Origin of the sequence: Achromobacter sp. SIMBA_011 (assembly GCF_046535435.1) — a bacterium.
GTDB classification, from domain to species: Bacteria; Pseudomonadota; Gammaproteobacteria; order Burkholderiales; family Burkholderiaceae_B; genus Achromobacter; species Achromobacter dolens.
In genome coordinates, this window is the sequence record NZ_JAWRWN010000002.1 from 1,274,349 (window position 1) to 1,297,794 (window position 23,446).

General features: G+C 70.9%; 21 protein-coding genes. 11 read left to right on the top strand and 10 right to left on the bottom strand.

What is annotated here, in order from left to right; all coding sequences use genetic code 11:
- Nucleotides 1-22 precede the first annotated feature (22 nt).
- Nucleotides 23-1,807 carry a chloride channel protein gene (locus SB816_RS12955; protein WP_410547101.1) on the top strand — a complete coding sequence of 595 codons (1,785 nt, stop codon included), beginning with the start codon at nt 23-25 and terminating at the stop codon, nt 1,805-1,807.
- Nucleotides 1,808-1,840: 33 nt separating this feature from the next.
- Here SB816_RS12955 and SB816_RS12960 read toward each other — a convergent pair whose 3' ends face one another.
- Nucleotides 1,841-2,737, bottom strand: a complete 897-nt coding sequence (locus SB816_RS12960; RefSeq protein WP_054504200.1) for a LysR family transcriptional regulator — start codon at nt 2,735-2,737, stop codon at nt 1,841-1,843.
- A gap of 143 nt (nt 2,738-2,880) precedes the next feature.
- Here SB816_RS12960 and argC point away from each other — a divergent pair, with 143 nt between their 5' ends.
- Nucleotides 2,881-3,825, top strand: a complete 945-nt coding sequence (gene argC, locus SB816_RS12965) for an N-acetyl-gamma-glutamyl-phosphate reductase (RefSeq protein WP_336235359.1) — start codon at nt 2,881-2,883, stop codon at nt 3,823-3,825.
- A gap of 106 nt (nt 3,826-3,931) precedes the next feature.
- Entirely contained in the window at nt 3,932-4,450 is a 519-nt protein-coding gene (locus SB816_RS12970) for a DUF6622 family protein (protein ID WP_410547102.1), read from the top strand.
- 76 nt (nt 4,451-4,526) lie between these two features.
- On the opposite strand, the gene SB816_RS12975 is transcribed toward SB816_RS12970, so the two are convergent.
- On the bottom strand, nt 4,527-5,453 hold the full coding sequence (locus SB816_RS12975; protein WP_240317223.1) for a LysR family transcriptional regulator: 927 nt from the start codon (nt 5,451-5,453) through the stop codon (nt 4,527-4,529).
- 139 nt (nt 5,454-5,592) lie between these two features.
- Between SB816_RS12975 and SB816_RS12980 the strand changes: the two genes are divergently transcribed.
- Genes SB816_RS12980 through SB816_RS12995 form a run of 4 tightly spaced genes read left to right on the top strand, consistent with a single transcriptional unit; the run spans nt 5,593 to nt 9,999 of the window.
- Nucleotides 5,593-7,176: an ATP-dependent acyl-CoA ligase gene (locus tag SB816_RS12980; RefSeq protein WP_410547103.1), complete on the top strand. Its 1,584-nt coding sequence runs from the start codon at nt 5,593-5,595 to the stop codon at nt 7,174-7,176.
- 35 nt (nt 7,177-7,211) lie between these two features.
- A complete protein-coding gene (locus SB816_RS12985) occupies nt 7,212-8,525 on the top strand; it encodes an MFS transporter (protein WP_054504195.1) in 1,314 nt (437 codons plus the stop codon).
- The gene (locus tag SB816_RS12990; protein ID WP_410547104.1) at nt 8,522-9,664 is read left to right on the top strand and encodes a thiolase family protein; all 1,143 of its coding nucleotides are present in this window, start codon (nt 8,522-8,524) and stop codon (nt 9,662-9,664) included. Before SB816_RS12985 ends, SB816_RS12990 begins: the two co-directional genes overlap by 4 nt.
- An 11-nt stretch (nt 9,665-9,675) precedes the next feature.
- Entirely contained in the window at nt 9,676-9,999 is a 324-nt protein-coding gene (locus SB816_RS12995) for a zinc ribbon domain-containing protein (protein ID WP_231132950.1), read from the top strand.
- A 34-nt stretch (nt 10,000-10,033) separates the two neighbouring features.
- Here SB816_RS12995 and SB816_RS13000 read toward each other — a convergent pair whose 3' ends face one another.
- Complete coding sequence (locus SB816_RS13000) at nt 10,034-10,858, bottom strand: TlpA family protein disulfide reductase (protein WP_410547105.1); 825 nt, start codon at nt 10,856-10,858, stop codon at nt 10,034-10,036.
- 142 nt (nt 10,859-11,000) lie between these two features.
- Here SB816_RS13000 and SB816_RS13005 point away from each other — a divergent pair, with 142 nt between their 5' ends.
- The 4 genes from SB816_RS13005 to SB816_RS13020 all read left to right on the top strand — a co-directional run bounded on the left by SB816_RS13005 (nt 11,001) and on the right by SB816_RS13020 (nt 14,651).
- Complete coding sequence (locus SB816_RS13005) at nt 11,001-12,074, top strand: NAD(P)H-dependent flavin oxidoreductase (protein ID WP_410547106.1); 1,074 nt, start codon at nt 11,001-11,003, stop codon at nt 12,072-12,074.
- A gap of 237 nt (nt 12,075-12,311) precedes the next feature.
- Nucleotides 12,312-13,103, top strand: a complete 792-nt coding sequence (locus SB816_RS13010; RefSeq protein ID WP_049073911.1) for an amino acid ABC transporter substrate-binding protein — start codon at nt 12,312-12,314, stop codon at nt 13,101-13,103.
- A 116-nt stretch (nt 13,104-13,219) separates the two neighbouring features.
- Nucleotides 13,220-13,873, top strand: coding sequence for an amino acid ABC transporter permease (locus SB816_RS13015; protein WP_006384524.1), 654 nt, complete (start codon nt 13,220-13,222; stop codon nt 13,871-13,873).
- Nucleotides 13,874-13,898: 25 nt separating this feature from the next.
- Entirely contained in the window at nt 13,899-14,651 is a 753-nt protein-coding gene (locus tag SB816_RS13020) for an amino acid ABC transporter ATP-binding protein (RefSeq protein WP_026383076.1), read from the top strand.
- Between the two features lie 57 nt (nt 14,652-14,708).
- Here the strand turns inward: SB816_RS13020 and SB816_RS13025 are convergent, their stop codons facing one another.
- From SB816_RS13025 to SB816_RS13055, 7 genes are all read right to left on the bottom strand, one after another.
- A complete protein-coding gene (locus tag SB816_RS13025; protein WP_175143869.1) occupies nt 14,709-15,533 on the bottom strand; it encodes an ABC transporter ATP-binding protein in 825 nt (274 codons plus the stop codon).
- Entirely contained in the window at nt 15,512-16,570 is a 1,059-nt protein-coding gene (locus tag SB816_RS13030; RefSeq protein WP_064525247.1) for a FecCD family ABC transporter permease, read from the bottom strand. Before SB816_RS13030 ends, SB816_RS13025 begins: the two co-directional genes overlap by 22 nt.
- Nucleotides 16,567-17,604 carry a FecCD family ABC transporter permease gene (locus tag SB816_RS13035; protein ID WP_410547107.1) on the bottom strand — a complete coding sequence of 346 codons (1,038 nt, stop codon included), beginning with the start codon at nt 17,602-17,604 and terminating at the stop codon, nt 16,567-16,569. The genes SB816_RS13030 and SB816_RS13035 overlap by 4 nt, the downstream gene beginning before the upstream one ends.
- Nucleotides 17,604-18,719, bottom strand: coding sequence for an ABC transporter substrate-binding protein (locus SB816_RS13040; protein ID WP_410547108.1), 1,116 nt, complete (start codon nt 18,717-18,719; stop codon nt 17,604-17,606). The genes SB816_RS13035 and SB816_RS13040 overlap by 1 nt, the downstream gene beginning before the upstream one ends.
- Nucleotides 18,720-18,758: 39 nt before the next feature.
- Complete coding sequence (locus SB816_RS13045; RefSeq protein ID WP_155755521.1) at nt 18,759-20,975, bottom strand: TonB-dependent siderophore receptor; 2,217 nt, start codon at nt 20,973-20,975, stop codon at nt 18,759-18,761.
- Nucleotides 20,976-21,130: 155 nt separating this feature from the next.
- Nucleotides 21,131-22,360 (bottom strand): multidrug effflux MFS transporter, encoded by a 1,230-nt coding sequence (locus SB816_RS13050; RefSeq protein ID WP_410547130.1) that lies wholly within the window; start codon nt 22,358-22,360, stop codon nt 21,131-21,133.
- Between the two features lie 130 nt (nt 22,361-22,490).
- Nucleotides 22,491-23,405 carry a helix-turn-helix transcriptional regulator gene (locus SB816_RS13055; RefSeq protein ID WP_116791168.1) on the bottom strand — a complete coding sequence of 305 codons (915 nt, stop codon included), beginning with the start codon at nt 23,403-23,405 and terminating at the stop codon, nt 22,491-22,493.
- Nucleotides 23,406-23,446 lie beyond the last annotated feature (41 nt).

Sequence of the window (23,446 nt, forward strand, 5' to 3'; positions counted from 1 at the left end):
TTCCCTCTCCTCGCCTCGAACCATGCCTCCCGTTTCCTCTTCCGTGCGCGCCTTGCGGCTGGGCGACTTCACCACCGACAAGCGTGTCGTGCTGCTGATGGCGCTGGCCGTGCCGACCGGCCTGGCCAGCGTGGCCGCCGCCTGGGCCTTGCTGCGCCTGATCGCGCTGTGCACCAACCTGGCCTACCACGGCCTGTTCTCGTTCGCCGACCTGCCCATCTCCACCGGCCGCCTGGGGCCGGCGTCAGTGGCCATTCCCGTCATTGGCTGCCTCATCATCGGCCTGATGGCGCGCTACGGCTCGGAGAAGATCCGCGGCCACGGCATTCCGGAAGCGATGGAAGCCATCCTGATCGGCAAGAGCCGCATCGCGCCCAAGGTGGCGGTGCTCAAGCCGGTGTCGTCCGCCATCTCGATCGGCACTGGCGGTCCCTTCGGCGCGGAAGGCCCCATCATCATGACCGGCGGGGCCATCGGCTCGCTGCTGGCGCAGACCATCCACCTGAACGACGGCGAGCGCAAGACGCTGCTGGTGGCCGGCGCCGCCGCGGGCATGACGGCGATCTTCGCCACGCCCCTGGCGGCGGTATTGCTGGCGGTGGAGTTGCTGCTGTTCGAGTGGAAGCCGCGCAGCTTCCTGCCGGTGGCCACCGCGGCGCTGGTGGCGGCCGTGGCGCGCGCCTTCGCGCTCGATGGCGGGCCGGTCTTCAGCTATGCCGGCGTCATGGCATTCACCCCGTGGCACCTGTTGGCCTGCGCCGCCGTGGGCGTGCTGGCGGGGCTGGGCTCGGGCGCGCTGACGGCGCTGGTCTACGCGGCCGAGGACCTGTTCGAGAAACTGCCGCTGCACTGGATGTGGTGGCCGACGCTGGGCGGCCTGGCCATCGGCATCGGCGGCCTGATCGATCCGGCCGCGCTGGGCGTGGGCTACGACAACATCCGCCATCTGCTGGCGGGCGACCTGGCCTTGCAGGCGGTGTTGCTGCTGCTGGTGGTGAAGGTGGCGATCTGGTCGATCGCGCTGGGCTCGGGCACCTCGGGCGGGGTGCTGGCGCCTTTGCTGATCTTCGGCGGCGCGCTCGGCGCGCTGGCCACGCCGCTGCTGCCGCCGGCCGCGCCGGGCTTCTGGGCGCTGGTGGGCATGGCGGCGATGATGGGCGGCACCATGCGGGCGCCCTTGACGGCGACGTTGTTCGCGGTCGAGCTGACCGGCAACCTGGGGGCCTTGCTGCCGGTGCTGGCGGCCTGCGTGTTCGCCTACGGCGTCACGGTGCTGCTGCTGCGCCGCTCGATCCTGACTGAAAAGATCGCGCGGCGCGGCCACCATGTCAGCCGCGAGTACCGCGTCGATCCGTTCGACCTGCTGCGCGCCAGCCAGGTGATGACCACGCCGGCGCAGACGCTGCCCGACAGCCTGACGGTGGCGCAGGCGATCGCGCATTTCACCACCGCGCAACCGGTCCACACCAGCTATCCCGTGGTCGATGAGGTCGGGGCGGCGGTGGGCGAGGTGACGCGCGCCGACAGCCTGGCCTGGGCGCTGGAACCGGCACTGCATGGGCGGACGCTGGCGCAGGCGCTGTCAGGGCGAGAACTGGTCCATGGCTTTCCCGAGGAACTGGCCAGCCAGATCGCCGACCGCATGGCGCTGTCCGGCGCCGGCCGCGTGCCGATCCTGGACCGCGACAGCGGCCGGGTGCTGGGCATCGTCGGCCGCAAGGACCTGTTCCGCAGCCGCGCCCGGCGGCTGCGCGAGGAAGCCGAGCGCGCGTCGTTCCTGCGGCGGGCGTCGTCCGCGGGCGGCTGAGTCCATCGGCCGCTTCGACGGGCCGACGCCAGGCTAGGCGCGGTCGTCGGCCGCGCGCAATTGCCAGAGGGCGTCGAGCACGTGCTGGGTGGCGCGTTCGACCTGCCCGTCGCGATGGGCGATGCCCAGCGGCCGCCACAGCGCCGGGCGCAGCGGCCGCATGGCGATGCGCGGGTCGGCCTGAGGCGCGGTGGCTTCGTGCGGCAGCAGCGTGGCGCCGTAGCCGGCCGCCACCAGGCTCTTGATGGCATCGTTGTAGTTCAGTTGGATGCGCGGCCGCGGCTGCAGCCCGGCGCTGGCGAACCATTCCCCGGTCTGGCGCGACAGGCGCGTGCTGGCGTCGTTCAGGATCAGCGGCCGGTCGCCAAGCCAGGCCGGCGTGACGCGCGCCGGCGGGTTCCAGGCGGCGGGCAGGAAAGCCATGATGGGATCGCGCCGCCAGGGCCGCAGCACCAGGCCCGGCACCGGCGGCTGCGGCAACGCCACCAGGCCCACGTCGAGCGCGCCGTCGCCCAGTTGCTGCAGGGTTTCCTGCGAGGTCAGCACGGCCACCTGGACATCGATGCCCGGGTGTTCGCGGCCAAGCGCTTCCAGCGCCTGCGGCAGCAGGTGGGCGATGGCGCCGGTCGACGCCCCCAACCGCACCCGGCCGGCCAGGCCCTGCACCTGGCGCTGCACGTCGTCGAGCGCCTGGTCGGCCTCGGCCAGGATGCGGCGCGCGCGCTCCAGCAGGGTGTCGCCGATGGGCGTGGGGCGGACCTGGCCGCGCTTGCGCGTCAGCAGCGTCGCGCCGACGCGCGCCTCCAGGTCGGCCACGTGCAGGCTGACGGTGGGCGGCGCCAGGTGCAGCGCACGGGCGGCGTCGGCGAAAGAACCGAGGTCGGCGATGGCGACCAGGGTGCGCAGGCGGTCCAGGTTGATTTCACGCATGGCGGTTTCGTTCAGGAATTCTGAATCTTGTCGTCATGATATTCGACTTTTCGTATGGCGTGAGATCGGCAATCATGAACACCCGGATCCATTTTCGACCCAGTCCGCCGGCGCCACGCCGGCTCTTTCGCAAGGCCACGCACATGACGCATCCCCTAGTATTCATCGACGGCGACCAGGGCACCACCGGTCTGCAGATCCACGAACGGCTGCGGGGCCGCACCGACCTGCGCCTGCTGACGCTGGCCGAGGGCGACCGCAAGGATCCGAGGCGGCGCGCCGAGGCCATCAACGCCAGCGACATCGCCATCCTGTGCCTGCCCGACGAGCCCGCGCGCCAGGCGGTGGCATCCATCGTCAATCCCGAGGTGCGGGTGATCGACGCGAGTTCGGCGCACCGCACCACCGCGGGCTGGGTCTACGGCTTCCCGGAAATGGACGCCGGGCAGGCGCAGCGCATCGCCCAGGCCAAGCGCGTCAGCAATCCTGGCTGCTACCCAACGGGCGCCATCGCCCTGCTGCGCCCGCTGGTGCAGGCCGGCCTGGTGCCGGCCGACTATCCGTTCAGCGTGTACGCGGTGTCCGGCTATTCGGGCGGCGGCCGCGCCAGCGTCGATGCCTATGAGGGGCCGGGCGCCACCGGCGGGCTGGCCTTCCAGGTCTACGGACTGGGCCTGGCGCATAAGCACACCCCGGAAATCGAGCGCCACGCCGGCCTGACACAGCGGCCCGTGTTCGTGCCGTCGTACGGGGCGTTCCGCCAGGGCATCGTGCTGACCGTGCCGCTGCAACTGCGGCTGCTGCCCGCTGGCGTCAGCGCCGCGCGCTTGCAGGACTGCCTGGCCGGCCACTATGCCGGCGCCCGCCACGTGCAGGTGGTGGCGGCGCAGGACGCGGCGGCGCACACGTTCCTGGACCCGCAGGCGCTCAACGGCACCAACGACCTGCGGCTGGCCGTGTACGGCAACGCTGACCATGGCCAGGTGCTGCTGAGCGCGGTGTTCGACAATCTCGGCAAGGGCGCGTCGGGCGCGGCGGTGCAGAACCTGGATCTGATGCTGGACGCGCTGGCCCTGGCCGAGGCCTGAAGCGCCAGCGGTTTGTCAGGCGATTTCTGCTCAACTGGGCAGGCGCTGCCGTTCCGGCCGCGCCTGCCTGGGATCCCCTGCCTGGAATCCGCCGCCTGAAGCTTGCATGACCCTGGAAATCCTGCACCGCACGCCGCTCTGGGTATGGGCCCTGTTCGCGCTGCTGCTGTACCGCGGCATACGCGCGCTGCGGCCGCGTCAGCTCTCGGTGTCGCGCACTTTCCTGTTGCCGGTGCTGTTCCTGGTCTGGGTGTTGGTGTCGATCCATGGGGAAGTCACGGACCTGCGGACCGCCTACGAGGCTTTCGCGGCCGGCATGGCCGTGGGCGGCGCGCTCGGCTGGATCTTGTGGTCGCGGGCCGGCCGCGCCACCTATCACCGGGAAACAGGCATGATCGAGCGGCCGGGGTCGCCGATCACGCTGGTCCTGCTGGTGCTGGCCTTCGCGTCCAAGTTCGTGTTGATGACGATGCTGGCGCGCAACCACGGACTGGCCGCCGATGCCGTGTTCTCGGCGGCATTTGGCGGCGTGTCCGGGCTGGTCGACGGCATGTTCTGGGGCGGCACGCTGTCGCAGGTGTGGCACCTGCGACACCTGGCACTGCCGCCGCTGGCGCGGCGCTGACACGGCGGGCGCCAGGCGGACACGTCGGCCGGCGGTGGCTGCCCGCTTCCTTGCGCGAGCCTGTTGCGAGATCCGATCACATCGATGCGCCCGCCGAGCCGCCCGCATCGCGGTCCGCCAGCGTGTCCACCACCAGCGTGCGCAGCCAGCGCGTGCCGGGGTCGCTCTCGAAACGCGGGTGCCAGTGCACCGTGACGCTCAGCGGCGGCAACGCCAGCGGCAGCGGCCGGATCTCGAAGGCGTTGTCGCGGTTGAACCAGACCGCGGCGCGGTATGGCAGGGTGACGGTCAGGTCGGTGCGTCGCACGATCTCGGCGGCGGCCGAGAAATGCGGCAACGTCAGGTACGGCTGGCGGTGCAGACCGGCTTCGCCTAACACGTCGTCCAACAGGCGGTGGGCGCTGGCGCGCGAGGCCACCAGAATGTGGTCGAGCCGCTTGAACTGGCCCCGCGTCAGCCCGGCCGACAACACCGGGTGGCCGCGCCGGCCCATGCAGGCATAGCGCTCGCTGAACAGGTCGGCGTGGCGCGTGTGGCGGCCCAGGCCGGCCAGGTTGCCGATGGCCAGGTCGATGTCGCCATCCTTGAGCGCCTGCGGCAGTTGTTCCAGCGCCACCTCCACCACCTCCACCTGCAGGCGCGGCGCCAGCGCGTGCACGCGTTCCATCAGGCTGGGCAGGAACACCATCTCGCCGATATCCGACATCGACAGCCGGAACCGCCGCGTGCTGCTGGCAGGTTCGAAATGCTGCCGCAGGCTGACCGCCTCGGCAAAGCTATTCATGCCGCGCTCGATCGGGTCGGCCAGCGCGAAGGCCACCGGCGTGGGCCGCATGCCCGAAGGGGTGCGCACGAACAGGGGATCGTCGAACTTCTCGCGCAACCGGGCCAGGGCATAGCTCACGGCGGGCTGCGTCAATTGCAGCCGCTGGGCCGCGCGGGTGACGCTGCGTTCATGCAGCACCGTCAGGAAAACCCGCATGAGATTCAAGTCGAAGTCCACGCTCGCCCTTGTTATCAGTCTGGTTTATGTATTGAATAATACCCATAAATTTGACACATAAATAGTTGATTCCTAGACTAATTTTCATGAGCCGCGGCAGTGACCACGCGGCCGCCGACAACAAGGGGAAGAGCACGTCATGCATGCATTGACTTTGCCGTCGCTGTTGCGCGACCAGGCGGCGCGCCAGGGAACGCGGCCGTGGATCCAGGCGCCGGGCGGGGCGTTGCGGTACGCCGAGGCGCCCGCGCACGCGGCCCGCTGGGCGGCGCTGCTGGCCCAGGCCGGCGTGGGCCGTGGCGACCGCGTCGGCCTGATGGCCGGCAACCGCATCGAGTTCATGTCGCTGGTGCTGGGTTGCGGCTGGCTGGGCGCGGTGGTGGTGCCGATCAACACCGCGTCGCGCGGCATGCAGTTGCAGCACATCCTGGCCAACAGCGGCTGCGTGCTGCTGGTGGCGGATCGGGCCTCCTGTCCCGCGCTGGCCGGCCTCGACGCCGCCGGCCTGGCCCTGCGCCAGATCTGGCTGCTGGACGATGGCGCGGACGGCTCGGCCGCCGCTGCGTCCGGCCTGCCGGCCCCCGCCGCCGCGCTGCCGGCCTTGCCGGACGGGCTCGCGCCCGAGGCCGACCTCGGCCCCGGCGATACGCTGGCGATTCTCTACACCTCCGGCACCTCGGGTCTGTCCAAGGGCGTGTGCTGCCCGCACGCGCAATTCCATTGGTGGGGCGTCATCGCCGCCCGCAACCTGGAGATCGGCGCCGACGACGTGCTCTACACCAGCCTGCCGCTGTTCCATACCAACGCGCTGAACGCCTGTTTCCAGGCGCTGGCGACCGGCGCCTCGATCGTCTGCGACGAGCGCTTTTCGGTCAGCCGCTATTTCGAGCGGCTGGCGGCCACCGGCGCCACCGTCACCTATCTGCTGGGCGCGATGGTGCCGATGTTGCTGGCGCGTGAAACGTCGGCGGCCGAACGCGGCCACCGCACCCGCATCGCGCTGGCGCCGGGCGTGCCCGAACGCTTCCATGCCGTCTTCACCGAGCGCACCGGCATCGCGCTGCTGGAAGGCTACGGCTCCACTGAAACCAACTTCGCGCTGGGCGGCACGCTGGCCGAGCAGCGGCCGGGCGCCATGGGCCGGGTCGCGCCCGAGTTCGACGCCATCGTCGCGGACGAGCACGACGCGCCGCTGCCGGACGGCGAGGCCGGCGAACTGCTGCTGCGGGCGCGGCCGCCGTTCGCCATCGCCACCGGCTACTTCGGCATGGCCGACAAGACGGTCGAGGCCTGGCGCAACCTGTGGTTCCACACCGGCGACCGCGTGGTGCGCGACGCCGACGGCTACTTCCGCTTCCTGGACCGCATGAAGGACGCGATCCGCCGGCGCGGCGAGAACATCTCGTCGTACGAGGTCGAGCAGGTGCTGCTGGCGCATCCGTCGGTGGCGGTGGCGGCGGTCTACGCCGTGCGCTCGGAGCTGGCCGAGGACGAGGTCATGGCGGCGCTGGTCTGCAAGCCGGGCTGCGCGCTCACGCCCGAGGCGCTGCTGGATTTCTGCCAGCCGCGCATGCCGTATTTCGCCGTGCCGCGCTATCTGCGCATGCTCGACGACCTGCCGCGCACCGAGAACGGCAAGGTCCGCAAGTTCCGGTTGCGCGATGAGGGCGTGACGGGCGACACCTGGGATCGCGACGCCGCCGGCTACCGCGTGGCGCGCTGAATCCCGTCCATATATATAAAACAAGGGGTAAGACCATGACGTTGGCATACCAGGGCGCGGCGCAGAGCGCCGACGAGCAGGCCCGCAGGAAGCGCACGCGGCGGGTGGTGATGGCGTCCGTCGCGGGCAACGCGATGGAGTGGTACGACTTTTTCATCTACGGCACGGCGGCGGCGCTGGTGTTCGGCGAGCTGTTCTTTCCCAAGGGCACCGATCCGCTGCTGGGCACCATGGGCGCCTTCGCCGGCTTTGCGGTGGGCTTTCTGGCGCGGCCGCTGGGCGGCGTGGTCTTCGGCCACATCGGCGACCGCTACGGCCGCAAGCTGGCGCTGGAATGGACGCTGGGCATCATGGGCGCGGCCACCTTCCTGATCGGGCTGTTGCCCACCTATGAGCAGATCGGCATCTGGGCGCCGGTGGCGATGGTGGTGCTGCGCGTGCTGCAAGGCGCGGCCGCCGGCGGCGAATGGGGCGGCGGCGTGCTGCTCATCAGCGAGGCGGTGGGCGGCAAGCGCCGCGGCTACTTTTCGTCGTTCAGCCAGTTGGGCGTGGCGGGCGGCTTTGTGTTGTCTTCCGGCGTTTTCATGCTGGCGCAGCAACTGCCGCAGGAGGCCTTCATGAGCTGGGGCTGGCGCCTGCCGTTCCTCCTGAGCGTGCTGATCTTCGGCATCGGCCTGTACATTCGCAAGCACATCCCGGAAAGCGACGAATTCGTGCAGGCCAGGAAGACCGCCAAGCGCGGCATGCCGGCGGTGGAAGTGTTCCGCCGCTATCCGCGCCAGGTGTTCACGGCCATGGGGCTGCGCGTGGCGGAGAACGGCGGCTCGTACATCTTCCTGGCGTTCGCGCTGGCCTACGGCAAGTTCCTGGGCATTCCCAATGACGTGATGCTGGGCGGGGTGCTGGCGTCCATGTTCATCGAGCTGGGCACGCTGGTGTGGTTCGGCCACCTGTCGGACCGCATCGGCCGGCGCGCCGTCTACCTGATCGGCTCGGCCGGCTTGATGCTGGCGGCGTTTCCGTTCTTCTGGCTGGTGCAGACCAAGGAGCCGGTGTGGATCTTCCTGGCGTTCTTCCTGGGCAATACGGTCTGCCACGCGGCCATGATCGGCACCCAGCCGGCGTACTTCGCCGAGCTGTTCCCGGCCGAGGTGCGCTACACCGGCCTGGCGCTCGGCCACGAGCTGGCCTCGGTGTTCGCTGGCGGCCTGTCTCCGCTGATCGCCATGGCGCTGCTGCGCAAGTATGAATCGGCCACGCCGGTGGCGTGGTTTCTGGTGGGGATGGCGGCCATCACGGTCATCACCTTGCTGCTGACGCGCGAGCCGCCGCGCCAGGAATCGGCATGAGCGCCGGTCCCGGCATCGTCGGCGTGGGCGAGACGCCCGCGCTGCGCCATCCCGAGCCCGGCTGCGACACGGCCACGCTGATCGCGCGGGCGGTGCGGCTGGCGCTGGACGACGCCGGGTTGCGGCCGGCGGACGTCGACGGCCTGGGGTTGGCCTCGTTCACGCTGCGCCCCGACCGCGCCATCGACATGGCGTGGCGGCTCGGGCTGACGCTGGACTGGTGCATGCAGGACGAGATGGGCGGCGCCAGCGCCATCAACCTGCTGCGCCACGCCTGGCTGGCGCTGCGGGCCGGGCAGGCGCGCACCATCGTGCTGGTGGCGGGCGACCATTTCAGCGGCGCCGACTTTGCCGCGCTGGTGGGGCGCTATAACCGCAGCGCGCAGGATTACCTGAGCCCCCTGGGCTGCGCCGGACCGAACCCGCTGTTCGCCATGCTGACGCAGCGCCAGATGGCGCAAACCGGCCTGCGGCGGGAGGATTATGGCGCGCTGTGCGTGGCGCAGCGCGCCTGGGCGGCGGGCAATCCCAACGCTGCCTATCGCCAGCCGCTGACGCTGGCGCAGTATCTGGAGGCGCCGATGGTGGCCGAGCCGCTGGGCCGGCTCGATTGCGTGCCGGTGGTCAGCGGCGCCTGCGCGCTGGTGCTGCAGGCGCGGCCGCAAGGCGTGCACGTCGCGCTGCGGGCCAGCGGCGCGCGCTACAACGCCGACCAGCAGGAAGGCGACGGACTGGTGACCGGTATCGCCGGATTCGCGCCCGCGCTGTGGGCCGAGGCTGGCCTCGGGCCGCAAGACATGGACGTGGTCGGCGTGTACGACGATTACCCGGCCATGGCCGTGGCGCAGTTGTGCGACCTGGGCCTGGCGCCGGCGGACGACCTGCCGGGGTTCATTGCGCGCCGCATCGCCACGCGCGAGTTGCCGGTCAATACGGCGGGCGGCCAGTTGTCGGCGGGACAGGCCGGGACGGCCGGCGGCATGCACGGACTGGCGGAAGTGGCGCGCCAGTTGCTGGGCCGTGCCGGCGCGCGCCAGGTGGCGAGGGCCCGCCATGGCGTGGCGACCGGCTACGGCATGGTGCAGTTGCGCTACGGCATGTGCGCCAACGCCGCGGTGCTGGCCCGGGAGGACGCATGAGTTTCAGCGTGATGGAATGCGCACAGTGCGGGCACCGGGTCTACCCGGCGCGGCTGTGGTGCCCGGCGTGCGGACAGGAGCGGGCGCTCGAGGTGGCGGTGGAGCAAGCTGAACTGCTGGCGTGGACCCGGGTGCCGGGCAAGGGCGGCGATGCCGACGGCGTCTTCGCTACCGTCAATGCGCTGCCGCGCGGGCCGCTGCTGGTGGTGCGCCTGGCGGATATGCCGCAAGGGGTGGGGCAACGCTTGCGTCTGCTGACACGGACGGCGCAAGGGGTGGCGTTGCCCTGGGCGCAAGCGTTGTCCGAGGGCGACGCGGTGCCGGGCGAGGGCTGACAGCCCGGAATCGGCCTTGGCGGGAGCGCGCCGATCAGCGCTGCGCGTCGGCCGCGCGGATCGATTGCAGCCGTTGCGCCAGCGCGGGGCTCGACAGTTCGCCGACGCGCACGTCCATCAGCCGGCCCTGGGCATCGAGGAACAGGGTCGCCGGCAGGCCGCGGTTGCTCATCTGGCGCGAGGCGCCGCCGGCCGGATCGAGCAAGGCGTTGGCAAGCGATGGCGCGTGCTCATCCAGGTATTGGCGGACGGTGGCCGCCGCTTCGCCCTGGTTCAGAAAGACGAAATGGATGTCGGGGTTGGCCGCCTGCGCCTGCTCGAAGGCCGGCATTTCGCGGCGGCACGGCGGGCACCAACTGGCCCACAGGTTCACGACCATCGGCTTGCCGTGAAAGGCGGTCAGCGTGGCGGCGGCGCCGTCCATGTGTTGCAGCGACAGTTCCGCCAACTGCGGCTGCGTCTGGGCCGGCGGCGCCAGCAGGCGGCCGCCGCCGAGCCAGACCGCCGTGCCCAGCGCCATCGCGACCAACACGGCGCGGCGTGGAGCGCGTTGGCGCAGCACGGCGTAGGCGCCGTAGGCCAGCGCCGCGGCCAGTCCGGCGGAACCGGCCCAGCCGCCGTCGCGCAGGTCGAGAATCCTGAGCGGGGCCTGCAGGAAGTGATCGCGGTATTGCCAGACGAAGGTCAGCCGCGCCGCCAGCAGGCCCAGCAGCAGGCAGCGCCACAAGACGCGGCTGGCGTCCTCGGCGCGCGCGCCGGCCAGCAGGCGGCTGGCGAGCAGGCCGATGGCGACGGCGGCCGCCAGCAGCGCGAACTCGATCGGAAACACCAGGGGGCCGAGACGGAGGGCGGGGCTCATGCGGCGCGCTCCCGGCGCGCGGCCACGCCGGGGCGGCCGTTGCTGCGAAATTCCATGGCGTGATGCGAGTAGGGACAAGGCCCAAGCCTAGCACGCCGTTGCGATATGCTTGGGCATCCTTCCCCGCCGTCGTGTGCCCTCGATGAAATCGCTGCCTTCGCTGTTGCCCCTGATCCAAGCGCCGATGGTCGGCTCTTTCAGCCCGCTGACCATCGCCGCATGCCGCGCCGGGGCCCTCGGCTCGCTGGCCTGCGCGGCGCTCGGCCCGGACACGCTGCGCGAGCAGATCGCCGCGATCCGCGCGCAGACCGATGCGCCGTTCAACCTGAATTTCTTCAGCCACACCCCGCCGGCGCCCGACGAGGCGGCCCAGATCCGTTGGCGCGAGACGCTGGCGCCGTACTACCGCGAGGCCGGGCTGGACCTGTCGGCCGCCGGCAGCGGCCCGGGCCGCGCGCCATTCGACGAAGCCATGTGCCAGGTGGTCGAGGAATCGCGCCCGGCGGTGGTCAGCTTCCATTTCGGCCTGCCCGACGACGCGCTGCTGGAGCGGGTGCGGCGCGCCGGCGCCATGGTGCTGTCGTCCGCCACCACCGTCGAGGAGGCGCGCTGGCTCGACGCCCGGGGCGTGGACGCCATCATCGCCCAGGGCGTGGAGGCGGGCGGCCATCGCGGCATGTTCCTGACCGATGACATCGGCGCGCAGCCGGGCCTGTACGCCTTGTTGCCGCAGGTGGTGGACGCGGTGGGCGTGCCGGTGATCGCGGCCGGCGGCATCGCCGACGGGCGTGGCATCGCCGCGGCCTTCGCGCTGGGCGCGGCGGCCGCGCAACTGGGCACCGCCTATCTGCTGACGCCGCAGGCCGGCCGTTCGGCCATCCACCGCCAGGCGGTGCTGGCCGCGCGCGACGATGCCACGCGCCTGACCAATCTGTACACCGGCCGCCCGGCGCGCGGGCTGCTGACGCGCTTCATGCGCGAACAGGGACCGATGAGCGCGGCGGCGCCGGCGTTTCCGCTGGCGACCGGGGCGGTCGATCCGCTGCGGGCGGCGGTGGAAAAGGCCGGCAGCGGGGATTTCTCGCTGCTGTGGTCGGGCGAGGCCGCGGCGCTGGCGCGCGAGACCGACGCCGAGGCGCTGACCCGCCAGTTGTGGGACGACGCGCTCGACTGCGCGGCCGGCCTGCGCGGGGGCATGGCGGCGCGGGCCGGCTAGGCTTCAACCCGGCCTGTCCGGGGAGACCGGGGCTCCGGCGGGCGGCGCCAACTGTGCTGACGCCGAAGGGGCATGCCAGCCCGGCCTCCGGGACGGGATCCTGCTCGGCGCTATCGCTTGGCCCTATATATGGCCACGATGAAACACATATTTCCAGGGACGCTAAAATAACCGGCTCGCGGCTTTCGTCGAGCCCTCCGGCCTTCTTCATTCCTGCGCCTCGCGCCCTCGATAAATATGAAAAAACTGACTGCTGTTCTTCTCGTGTCCGCCACCACGATGCTGACCGCCTGCGGCCCGTCCGACAACGCGCCGGCCGCCAGCGCGCAGGCCCCGGCCGCCGCCCGCAAGGTCGTCGTCGGCCTGGACGACAACTTCCCGCCCATGGGTTTCCGCGACGCCAACAACCAGATCGTCGGTTTCGACGTCGACATGGCCAAGGAAGCCAGCAAGCGCCTGGGCCTGGAAGTCGAATTCAAGCCGATCGACTGGAGCGCCAAGGAAGCCGAGCTGAACGGCAAGCGCGTGGACGTGCTCTGGAACGGCCTGACCATCACCGAAGAGCGCAAGAAGAACATCAGCTTCACGGCCCCCTACATGGCCAACCACCAGATCATCATCGTCGGCAACGCCTCGCCGGTGAAGGCCAAGGCCGATCTGGCCGGCAAGGTGGTCGGCGCCCAGGACGGCAGCAGCGCCACCGACGCCATCGCCAAGGACCCGGTCGCCGGCAGCATCAAGGAAGTCAAGAAGTTCGGCGACAACGTCACCGCGCTGATGGACCTGGCCGCCGGCCGCCTGGACGCCATCGTGGTCGACGAAGTCGTGGGCCGCTACCTGATCAGCAAGCGCGCCGGTGAATACCGCGTGCTGGACGACAACTTCGGCACCGAAGACTACGGCGTCGGCGTGCGCAAGGACGACACCGAGCTGCTGGCCAAGCTCGACAAGACCCTGGATTCGATGAAGCAGGACGGCACCGCCGGCCGCATCGCCACCCAGTGGTTCGGCGCCAACATCGTCAAGTAATCTCCCGGGAAACGCCCGGACCGCGCCGCGGTCCGGGCGTTTTTCAGTCCGGCGATTCCCCGCGCCGCCCATCCCGCTCCTGATTCCTCCCGCCGGCAAGGCGCCCACCCATCCGCATGGACTACGTACTCTCCCTCCTGGGACCCCTGGCGCAAGGCGCGAAAGTGACCTTGACGCTGTTCTTCATCACGCTGGCGCTGGCCGTGCCGCTGGGCCTGGTGCTGGCGCTGCTGCGGATCTCCAAGTGGGGCTTCGTCAGCCAACTGGTCAACGGCTACATCTGGCTGATGCGCGGCACGCCGCTGATGCTGCAGATGCTGTTCATCTACTTCGCGCTGCCGTTCGTGCCGGTGGTGGGGGTGCGCCTGCCCGACTTCCCGGCGGCGGTGGTGGCGTTCGCGCTGAACTACGCGGCCTATTTCGCCGAGATCTTCCGCGCCGGCATCCAGTCGGTGGACCGCGGCCAGTACGAGGGCAGCAAGGTGCTGGGCATGACCTACCTGCAGACGCTGCGCCGCATCGTGCTGCCGCAGATGGTGCAGCGGGTTCTGCCGCCCATGAGCAACGAGACCATTACGCTGGTCAAGGACACCTCCCTGATCTACGTGCTGGCGCTCAACGACATTCTGCGCACCGCGCGCGGCATCGTGCAGCGCGACTTCACGACCACGCCGTTCCTGGTCGCGGCCGCCTTCTATCTCATCATGACGCTGGTGTTGACGTGGTTCTTCCAGCGTATGGAAAAGCGCTATGCCAAATACGACCAGTAATCCGTCCGCCGGCGGTCGCGGCGCCATGATCTCGGCGCGCGGCATCGTCAAGTCGTTCGGCGCCAACCGGGTGCTGGACCAGGTTTCGCTGGAACTGGGCAAGGGCGAAGTCGTGGCGGTGATCGGGCCGTCGGGCTCGGGCAAGAGCACCTTCCTGCGCTGCCTGAACCACCTGGAGACCATCGACGACGGCACCATCGAGATCGAGGGCGAAGCCCTGGCCACGGCGGTGCCGGGCGGCCAGAGCCGCTACGCCAGCGACGGGGACGTGCGCCGCATCTGCCGCAAGATGGGCATGGTGTTCCAGTCGTTCAATCTGTTCCCGCACATGACCGTGCTGCAGAACATCATCGAAGCGCCCATGATCGTCAAGGGCATGCCGCGCGCCGCCATCGTGCCAAAGGCCGAGGAACTGCTGCGCAAGGTCGGTCTGCTGAACAAGCGCGACAACTATCCCACGCGCCTGTCCGGCGGCCAGAAGCAGCGCGTGGCCATCGCCCGCGCGCTGGCGATGGAACCCGACATCATGCTGTTCGACGAGCCGACCTCGGCGCTCGACCCCGAGCTGACCGGCGAAGTGCTGCGCACCATGCGCCAGTTGGCCGACGAGCACATGACCATGCTGGTGGTGACCCACGAAATGGGCTTCGCCCGCGAAGTGGCGCACCGCGTCATCTTCATGGACGAGGGCCGCATCGTCGAAGAGGCGCCTTCCGCCGACTTCTTCCGCGCGCCCCAGCATCCGCGCAGCCGCGAGTTCCTGGCGCATATGCTGTAAGGGCGGTATCCGCGCCGGGCGGCTTGCCGCCGTCCTGGCGCCGCCGGCGCGCCGGCCTCAGCCCTGGCCGCCGCGCCGGGGCACGACCATGGGGCTGCCGGTCTCCGGATCCGGCAGCACCCGGCATTCCAGATCGAACACCTGCCGCATGGCGTCCTCCGTGACCACCTGGCGCACCTCGCCCTGCGCGGCGATGCGGCCGGACCGCATCATGACGACCCGGTCGGCATAGCGGAACGCCAGGTTCAGGTCATGCAGCACCACCACCAGCGTGCGGCCGGCGCGGTGCAGTCGCGCGCACAGCTCCAGCAGGTCGATCTGGTGGCGGATGTCCAGGAACGTGGTGGGTTCGTCCAGCAGCATGATGCCGGCGTCCTGCGCCAGCACCAGCGCCAGCCAGGCGCGTTGGCGCTGGCCGCCGGACAGCGTGTGCACGGGATGATCGGCCAGGTCCGCCAGGTCGGTATCGGCCAGCGCCGCGTCGACCGCCCGGGCGTCGGCGGGCGACCACTGCCGCAACAGGGTCTGGTGCGGATAACGGCCGCGCGCCACCAGATCGCGCACCGTGATCATTTCCGGGGCCACCGGGTTCTGCGGCAGATAGGCCAGGCGCCGCGCCACCGCCTTGCGCCGCAGGCTGGCCAGGTCCGCGCCGTCCAGCAGCGCCCGGCCCTGGCTGGGCGCCAGCGCGCCGCCGAGCACCCGCAGGAGCGTGGACTTGCCGCAGCCGTTGGGGCCGACCACCGCCGTGAACGCGCCCGGGGCCACCGTGAGCGACAGGTCGCGCAGCACGGGCCTGTCGCCGTAGGCCAGGTGGACTTGCCGCAGTTGCAGCGCGGACGCGCCGGGGGAAGGGGGGGTCACGTGGAGGTCTTGCGCCATTCGAGTACCAGCAGGAAAGCAAGATAGACGCCGCCGATGCCGGCGGTCAGGACGCCGACCGGCAGCCCGTTGGGGCCAGCCAGGCGGGTCAGCAGGTCGGCGCCGGCCAGCAGCACGGCGCCGGTCAGGGCCGCCAGCAGCGGTTGCGGGCCGCTCGCGGGCACGCAGCGGCGGGCGATCTGCGGCGCCGCCAGGGCGATGAAGGCGATCGGCCCGGCCACCGCGACCGCGGCGGCCGCGGCCAGTACCGCCACCAGCGTGGCCGCCAGGCGGCTGCGGGCCGGCGGCGCGCCCAGGGCCTGGGCCAGGTCATCGCCCATCTCCAGCAAGCGCAGGCGGGCGCACAGCGCCAGCGCCAGCGGCAGCAGCACGGCGCAGGCCGATCCGATCAGGGCGACGTCGTGCCAGGTCCTGCCGGCCAGGCTGCCGTTGAGCCAGGTGGCCGCCAGATAGGCCTGTTCTCGCCGCAGGTTGGACAGGCCGTATTGCACGAAGGCGAAGGCGATCGCGCCCACGGCGATGCCGGCGATGACCATGCGCTGCGGCGCGGCGAAGCCGGCGCCGGAGCCGAACCAGACGCCGGCCGTGGCCAGCAGCGCGCCAGCCGCCGCGCCCCAGGCCACCGGCATCAGGCCCGGCCAGACCATGGCCACCGCCACGGCGCCGGCGGAGGCGCCAGCCGTCAGGCCGATGACGTCGGGGCTGCCCAGCGGATTGCGCGTCAGGCTCTGGAACAGCGCGCCCGACAGGCCCAGCGCGGCGCCCGCCCCCAGCGCCGACAGGGCGCGCGGCAGGCGCACCGTTTGCACCAGCCATTGCTCCACGGCGCCGCCGCTGCCTCGCAGCGCCTGCCACAGCGCGGCCCAGGACAAGCCGGGGTCGCCGGCGCGCAAAGCGGTGACGAACAGGACGCCGGCCATCGCCAGCAGCAGCGCGGCGCAGGCCAGTGAGCGCGGCGCGACAGGCCAGGCCAGCCACGCCCCGATGCGCAACAGCGGGCGGCGGCGAGCGGCCATGGCCGGCGCGGCGCGGGTCATGCCGGGCTCCGCGCGCGGCTGCGCAACGCCGCCAACAGGAAGGGCGCGCCGATGAAGGCGACCACTACGCCGGTGAGCAGCTCCGCGGGCGCGCGCAGCAGCCGCGCCAGGATGTCGGCCACCAGCATCAGCAGCGGGCCCAGCACCACGCAGTACGCCAGCAGCCAGCGCAGGTCCGGCCCCGCGTGGCGGCGGGCGATATGCGGCACGGCCAGGCCCACGAAGGCGATGGGGCCGGCGGCGGCGGTGGCGGCCGCGGCCAGCACCGCCACGCACAGCAGGCCCAGCGCGCGATACAGGCCGGCGCGCAGGCCCAGCGCCTGCGCCAGCGCGGGGCCCAGCGCCAGCAGATTGAGCGGCCGCGCCAGGGCCGCGGCCAGCAGCAGGCCAAAACCGATGTAGGGCGCGGCGCGCCATGCCGCGTCGAGCGATTGGCCCGCCAGCGATCCCACGGCCCAGAAGCGGTAGGCATCGAAAATGTCGTCGCGCAGCAGCGCCACCGCCTGCACATAGGCGAACAGCACCGCGTTGACGGCGGCGCCGGCCAGGATCAGCCGCACCGGTTGCAGCCCGCGGCCGCCGGCGCCGATCAGGTACACCGCCGCCGCGGCGCCCAGCGCGCCGGGCAGCGCGGCCCAGAATGGATGCGCCGGCAGGCCGCCCAGGACCAGCGCGGCGGTCACGATGGACGCGGCCGCGCCGGCATTCACCCCGAGCAGGCCCGGCTCGGCCAGCGGATTGCGGGTCAGCGCCTGGATCAGCGCCCCAGCGACCGCCAGGGCCGCGCCGGTCAGCAGGGCCAGCAGGGTGCGCGGAATGCGCGAGGCCACTACCAGCGCCGCGTGGCTGTCGTCGGGTTGCAGCAGCGCGCGCCAGACCGTGGCCGCCGAGAGGCCGCGCGAGCCGAGCCACAGGCTTGCCAGCACGGCGGCGGTCAACAGCATACAGGCGCCCAGCAGCAGTGGCGCGCGCAGGCGTGGGCTGTGGGAGGGCGTGCCATCGACGCGCGCCGCGCGGGGCTGGCGCGGCGGCATCAGGGCGCGGCTCCGCCGGCCTGGGCATGACGCGCGGCCTGCGCCAGTTGCGGCGCCAGCCGGTCGAGCATCCAGGCCACCGCCAGCGGCGTGCCGGATGACGAGGCCATGACCAGCGCCGGGTCGCTCAGCGCCACGTAGGCGCCGCGCCGCACCGCGGCAATCGAGGCATACAGGGGCAGGGCCGCGGCGCGGTCGCGCTCTTCCGGGGTGTAGAACCAGGACACCAGGATGTCGGCGTCGCCGAGCGCATCGGCGTGCTCGAAGCCCAGGTAGTGGGCGAAATGCCCGGCGCTGGCCCGCAGGCCGCGCACCGACGGCGCCAGGGTCAGGCCCATGGCCGTGAGCGTATCGACGCGCGGATCGCCGGCGACGTAGGCAGCGAAATTGCCCGAGCCCAGGTCGGCGCGTACATAGGCGAAGGTCTTGCCGGCCAGTTCGGGGTAGCGGCGCGCGGCCTGCGCCAGCGCGTCGTGGATGCGCGCCTTGAGCGGCCCGGCGGCCTCGCGCCTGCCGAGCGCCGTGGCGATCAGGTCGATCTGCGTGTCGACGGGCGTCAGGAACGGCTGGCCGGGATAGGCCACCACCGGCACCAGCCGCGACAGTTGCGCGTAGGCCTCGGGCGTGACGCCGGAGAACGGCGCCAGCACCACGTCCGGGCGCAAGGCGATGATCTTTTCGATATCCAGTTCGGGGTACACCGTGATGCGCTCGGGCAGAGGCTGGCCGGTGGCCTCGATGGCGGCGCGCACCCAGGGCCAGTAATGGTCGGCGTCGCCGCCCCAGTCGGCGCGGCCCACGCCCACCGGCACCACGCCCAGCGCCAGCGCCAGGTCGTCGGCGCCCAGGCCCAGGGTGACGACGCGCCGGGGCGGGGCCGTGATGACCGCCTTGCCAAGCGCGCTGTCAAGCGTCACCGGAAAACCGGCAGCCGGCGCATCGGCGCCGTCGCGCGGCGCGGGGCCGGCCGTGTTCGTAGCGGTGGTGGGCGTCGCCGTGGCGGCGGGCGGCGCGGGCCGGTCGCACGCCGACAGGGTGCAGGCCATGGCCAACGCCGCCGCGCACTGGGCGGCGCGGCGGCGCCAGGGCACCGCGATGAATCGATGCAAACGCATTGTGCCGGGAAGCTCCTTGGTGGGTCGTCAGCCGCCGCTTCAGTACTGCGCGCGCAGCGTCAGCATGACGTTGCGCGGCGCGCCATACCAGCCCTGGCTGTAGAAGCCGATCTGGTCGTAGTACTTGCGGTCGAACACGTTGTTCAGGTTGAGGGTGGCCGAGACCTGCTTGCTGAAGTCGAAGCGGGCCATCAGGTTGACCAGCGCGTAGCTGCCTTGCTCCACGTCCACATTGCCGCGCGGGCTGGCGGCGGAGCGGTAGATGCGGCTTTGCCAGTCGACACCGCCGCCCACGGTCAGGCGGTGCAGATCGCCCGGCAGGCGGTAGGTGGTGTAGACCTTGAACAGGCTGCGCGGATGGCTGGTGTTGATCGGCTTGCCGTCGGCGTCCTTGGCGGTGAAGTGGGTGTAGCTGGCGCCGAGGTTCCAGCCGGGCATGAGCTGGCCGCTGGTCTCCAGTTCGAAGCCTTCGACCTTGGCGCCGGAGACGGCACGGTACGCCTGGGTGCCGGGCATGCCGATGACCGACTCGCCCGGGATGGCCTGTGCCAGGTTGTTCTGGCGGGTCTGGTACAGCGATGCGGAGGCGTTCAGCAAGCCGTCCAGGTAGGCCGCCTTCAGGCCGACCTCGTAGCTCTTGCCGTCGATCGGCGGCAGGATCGAGCCGCTGGGCGAACGGGCGTTCTGCGGCTGGAAGATCTCCGTATAGCTGGCGTAGGCCGTGTAGGTGCTGTTGATGTCGTACAGCAGGCCGGCGTAGGGCGTGAACTGGTCGTTGATCTTGTACTGGCGCTTGCTGCCGAAGTAGGTCTGGTTGGTCTCCCAGTTGCTCCAGCGTCCGCCCAGGATCAGGTGCAGCGGATCGGCCAGCGAGAAGCGGCCCACCGCGTAGGCGCCGGTCTGCTTGACGCGAAGGTCGTCCGCAGGCGTCTTGTTGGCGGCCCAGGTGGGTTCGGCGATGTGATCCTGGCGCCAGTCAAAGAAGCTGCCCAGCGCGGGCTTGGCGCCGGTCTGCAGGTACTGGCCGATATTGCTGTGGTCGTTGACGCTCATCCAGCCCAGCGCCAGTTCGTGCTTGCGTCCGAACAACTGGAACGGGCCCGACACCGTGAGGTGGATGTCATCGCGCGAACGGTCGCCATCATAGTTGTTGTACGCGCTGGTCATGCCGGCGCCGGTGACGCGGTCGGGGTAGCCGCCGCGGAACAACTGCTTCATGCGGTAGTCGCCATCGTTGTGGCTGTAGGCCGCGCGCACCTTCCAGTCATTGGCGAAGCGATGCGTCAGGTCGACGAAGGTGGTGGTGGACTCGGTGTCGATGCGGGCCCAGCGGGTGTTGTTGGCCACCGAGCGGTTGAAGTCGGTGCGCGAGCCGTCGCTGTAGAACAGCGGAAAGCCGCTGCCGAAACCGTTGCTCTGGTTGCGGGAATACTCGATGCCGGCGGTCAGCACCGTGTCCGGCGTGAGGTCGGCGCTGATGACCCCATAGAAGGTGCGCTTGCGCGAATCCAGGAAGGTCACGTAGCTGTCGCCCTGGTCATAGGCGGCGACGAAGCGCGAGCGGATGCGGCCGCCTTCGGTGACCGGCACCGACAGGTCCAGGTTGCCGCCGACCTGGTTCCAACTGCCGGCGCTGGCGCTGCCGGACAAGGCGAACTCGCGCAGCGGCTTCTTGCGGATGAAGTTTACGGCGGCCGACGGATTGCCTGAACCGGTCATCAGGCCGGTGGCGCCGCGCACGATCTCGACGCGGTCGTAGATGGCCGAGTCGATGTCGGTGGCGCCGTAGTTCCACAGGCTGAGGATGGGCGAGTTCAGGCCGTCGAACTGGAAGTTGTCGATATCGAAGCCGCGCGACGAGAACGCAAAGCGGTTGCTATCGCTGCGCGAGACCGAGATGCCCGGCGCGCTGGCCAGGATCGCGCCGGTGTCGCGCAGGCCCTGGTCCTCGATCTGCTGGCGCGTCACCACGCTGACGGACTGCGGCGTCTCGCGCGGCGACAGCGTCAGGCCGGTGGCCGTGTTCATGGCGTCGGTCGTGTAGGAATGGGTGCCTTCGGTGGTGCCCGGGATGCCGGCGCCGCTGACGGTGACGGCGGGCAGTTGCGCCACGTCGCCGCTATCGGCGCTGGCGGCGCTCTGGGCGGTGGCTTGCTGGTGGGTAAGGGCGGAGCAGAACAGGGCCGTCTGAATCGCGTAGACAAGGGGACGCACCCGGCGCGGACGCGCGGCGGGCAGGGGCGGTACGAACGGCATGAGGACGAGCTCCAGCGGAAAAATTTGGTAATGAGAATTATTGATTTTTACCGTTGTGCTGATGTATGCCGGACGACGCGATGCATATGGAGAATGCCGTTGGCCCGGTGCGCCGCCGCGCGGACATGCCCGCTCGAAACCCGCGGGCCGGCACGCTAGCCCAGGCCGGCCTCGGTCTTGGCCACGGGGGCGGCGCGGCGGTGCAACCAGGCCCAGCCGACGGCGCTGGCCGCCACGCAGGCCAGCATGGCCGCCGCCAGCCGCAGCGGCTGGCCATAGACCAGCGGCACGCCCCAGCCGCTGGCCACGGAGAATGTCAGCATCTGCATGAAACCCAGCACGGACGCGGCGGTGCCCGACAGGTCCGGCACGTGCCCCAGGATGCGCAATGTCATGGCCGGCACGCCCATGGCCAGGCCGCAGGTGTACAGGCCGGGCAGCAGCACCGCCCAGGGCAGGCGCGGCGGCTCGGCGGCGGCCATGTACAGCACATAGGCCAGGCAACTGCCCCCCATCAGCAGATAGGCCAGCAGCGTGATGCGCCCATCCGACCAGTGACCCGCCTTGCGCGCGGCCAGCAGCGCGCCGGCCATGGCGCCGGCCACCAGCGGCACGAACAGATAGGCGAAATCGGTTTCCGGCAAACCCAGGACGTTGACGATGAAATCGGGCGCCGCCCCGATCAGGAACCCCTGGGCGGCGAACAGCAGGCTGAACGCCGCGCCCAGCGCGGCATAGCGCCGGTTGCCCAGCACGCGCGCATAGTTGCCGCCCAGCGTGCGCCAGGCCAGCGGCTGGCGCCGCTCGGGCGGCAGCGTTTCGGGCAGGCGCCGCGCGCACAGCAGCCAGGCGGCGCCGGCCAGCGCGGTCAGCAGCAGGAACACGGATCGCCAACCCTGGTGCGCGGCCAGGTAGCCGCCCAGGATCGGGGCCAGCGCCGGCGACAGGTTGAACACCAGGATCAGGTAGGACATGGCGCGGCGCGCCACCGCGCCGTCGTAGCAGTCGCGGATGATGGCCTGTCCGACCACGATGCCGGCGCCGGCCGACAGGCCCTGCACCGCGCGCCCGGCCAGCAGCCAGCCGAAGCTCGGCGCCAGCGCCGCCATCAGCGCGCCGGCGACGTACACCCCCAGCGCCGTGAGCACGACGCGGCGCCGTCCCAGCGAGTCGGACAGCGTGCCATGCAGCAGCAGCATGGAGGCATAGCACGCCATGTACACGCCCAGCGTCAGTTGTACGGTTTCCTGCGGAACGGCGAATTCCCGGCCCAGCGCCCCGAATGCGGGCAGGTACGCGTCGATGGTGGCGGGGGCGACACAGGACAGCAGGCCCAGCATCAACACCATGACGGGAAAGGAAGGCAGGGGTTCGCGGCGTGACACGACGGCATCCATGGCAGGGGCTTCCCGGGCTGGGAAGCGCTGTCGCATGGTCGCCCGTCATGGCGGGTTGCAGGAATGGAGAACGCCGCGAGAGCAATGGGCGCCGCCGTAAGCCATGCACGGCCGGCGCTCAGTTCAGTTCGCTGGGCGCGATGCCGTAGCGTTCGCGGAACGCCGTGGCGAAGTTGGTGGCGTGGCGGTAGCCGACGAAGTGCGCGGCCTGCTGCACGCTGCATCCCTGGGCCAGTTGTTCGCGCGCCACCTCCAGGCGGCGCTCGCGCAGCCAGCTAAAGACCGAGCGCTGGTAGGCGGCCTGGAACTTGGCGCGCAGCGTGCTGGGGCTCATGCAGGCCAGCCGCGCCAAGTCGTCCAGCGTATGTTCCTCGCCGGGCGCGTTGTACAGGCGCTCGCGCACCCGTTCCAGCAACTGGCGATCGCGCTCGGAAACGGCGCTGTCGGCCGGCGCGCGCTGTTCCAGCGTGGCCAGGGCGTGCGCCAGCAACTGCGTGGCCACGCCTTCGCGCAGCATGGCCTGCAGCGGGCCGTCCCAGCCGCAATCGAGCAGGTGTTCGATGGCCTGCAGCAGATGGCCCTGCACCTGCCAGCGGCGCAGCCGCAGCGAGGGCGAACGCAGCGCCTTCCAGATCAGCTCGCTGGTCGGGTCGTCGCCCGCGCCATCCGGGTCGGACAGCGACAGGTTGACGCTGCGCAGGCGCTGGCCGGGCGCGTGGATGCCGGTCATGGCGACGGTGTCGCCGTACAGCGCGCTGACGCCGCTGTGCGCGGCCAGCCTGACGTCGTCATGGCGATCGATGCGGGTCTGGGCGTTGCCCTGCAGCATGACGATGGCCGAAAAACGTGGCGACATCATCGAGGTGGCTTCGTAGTGCTGGTGCACGCGCACATCGGACAGCACCAGCGTCAGGCCGGGGCGGATCGCGTGGGTCTCGACCCGGCCTTCGGCGATGCAGAGGGTTTCCGGATCGCCCCGCAGCGCGCCGCTCAACTGCGGCAGTCGGTAGTGGAAACCGCTCTGGCTGCCCATGCGGTTGAAGTCGGCGACGGTGAATTGGGCGGGGGAGGGTG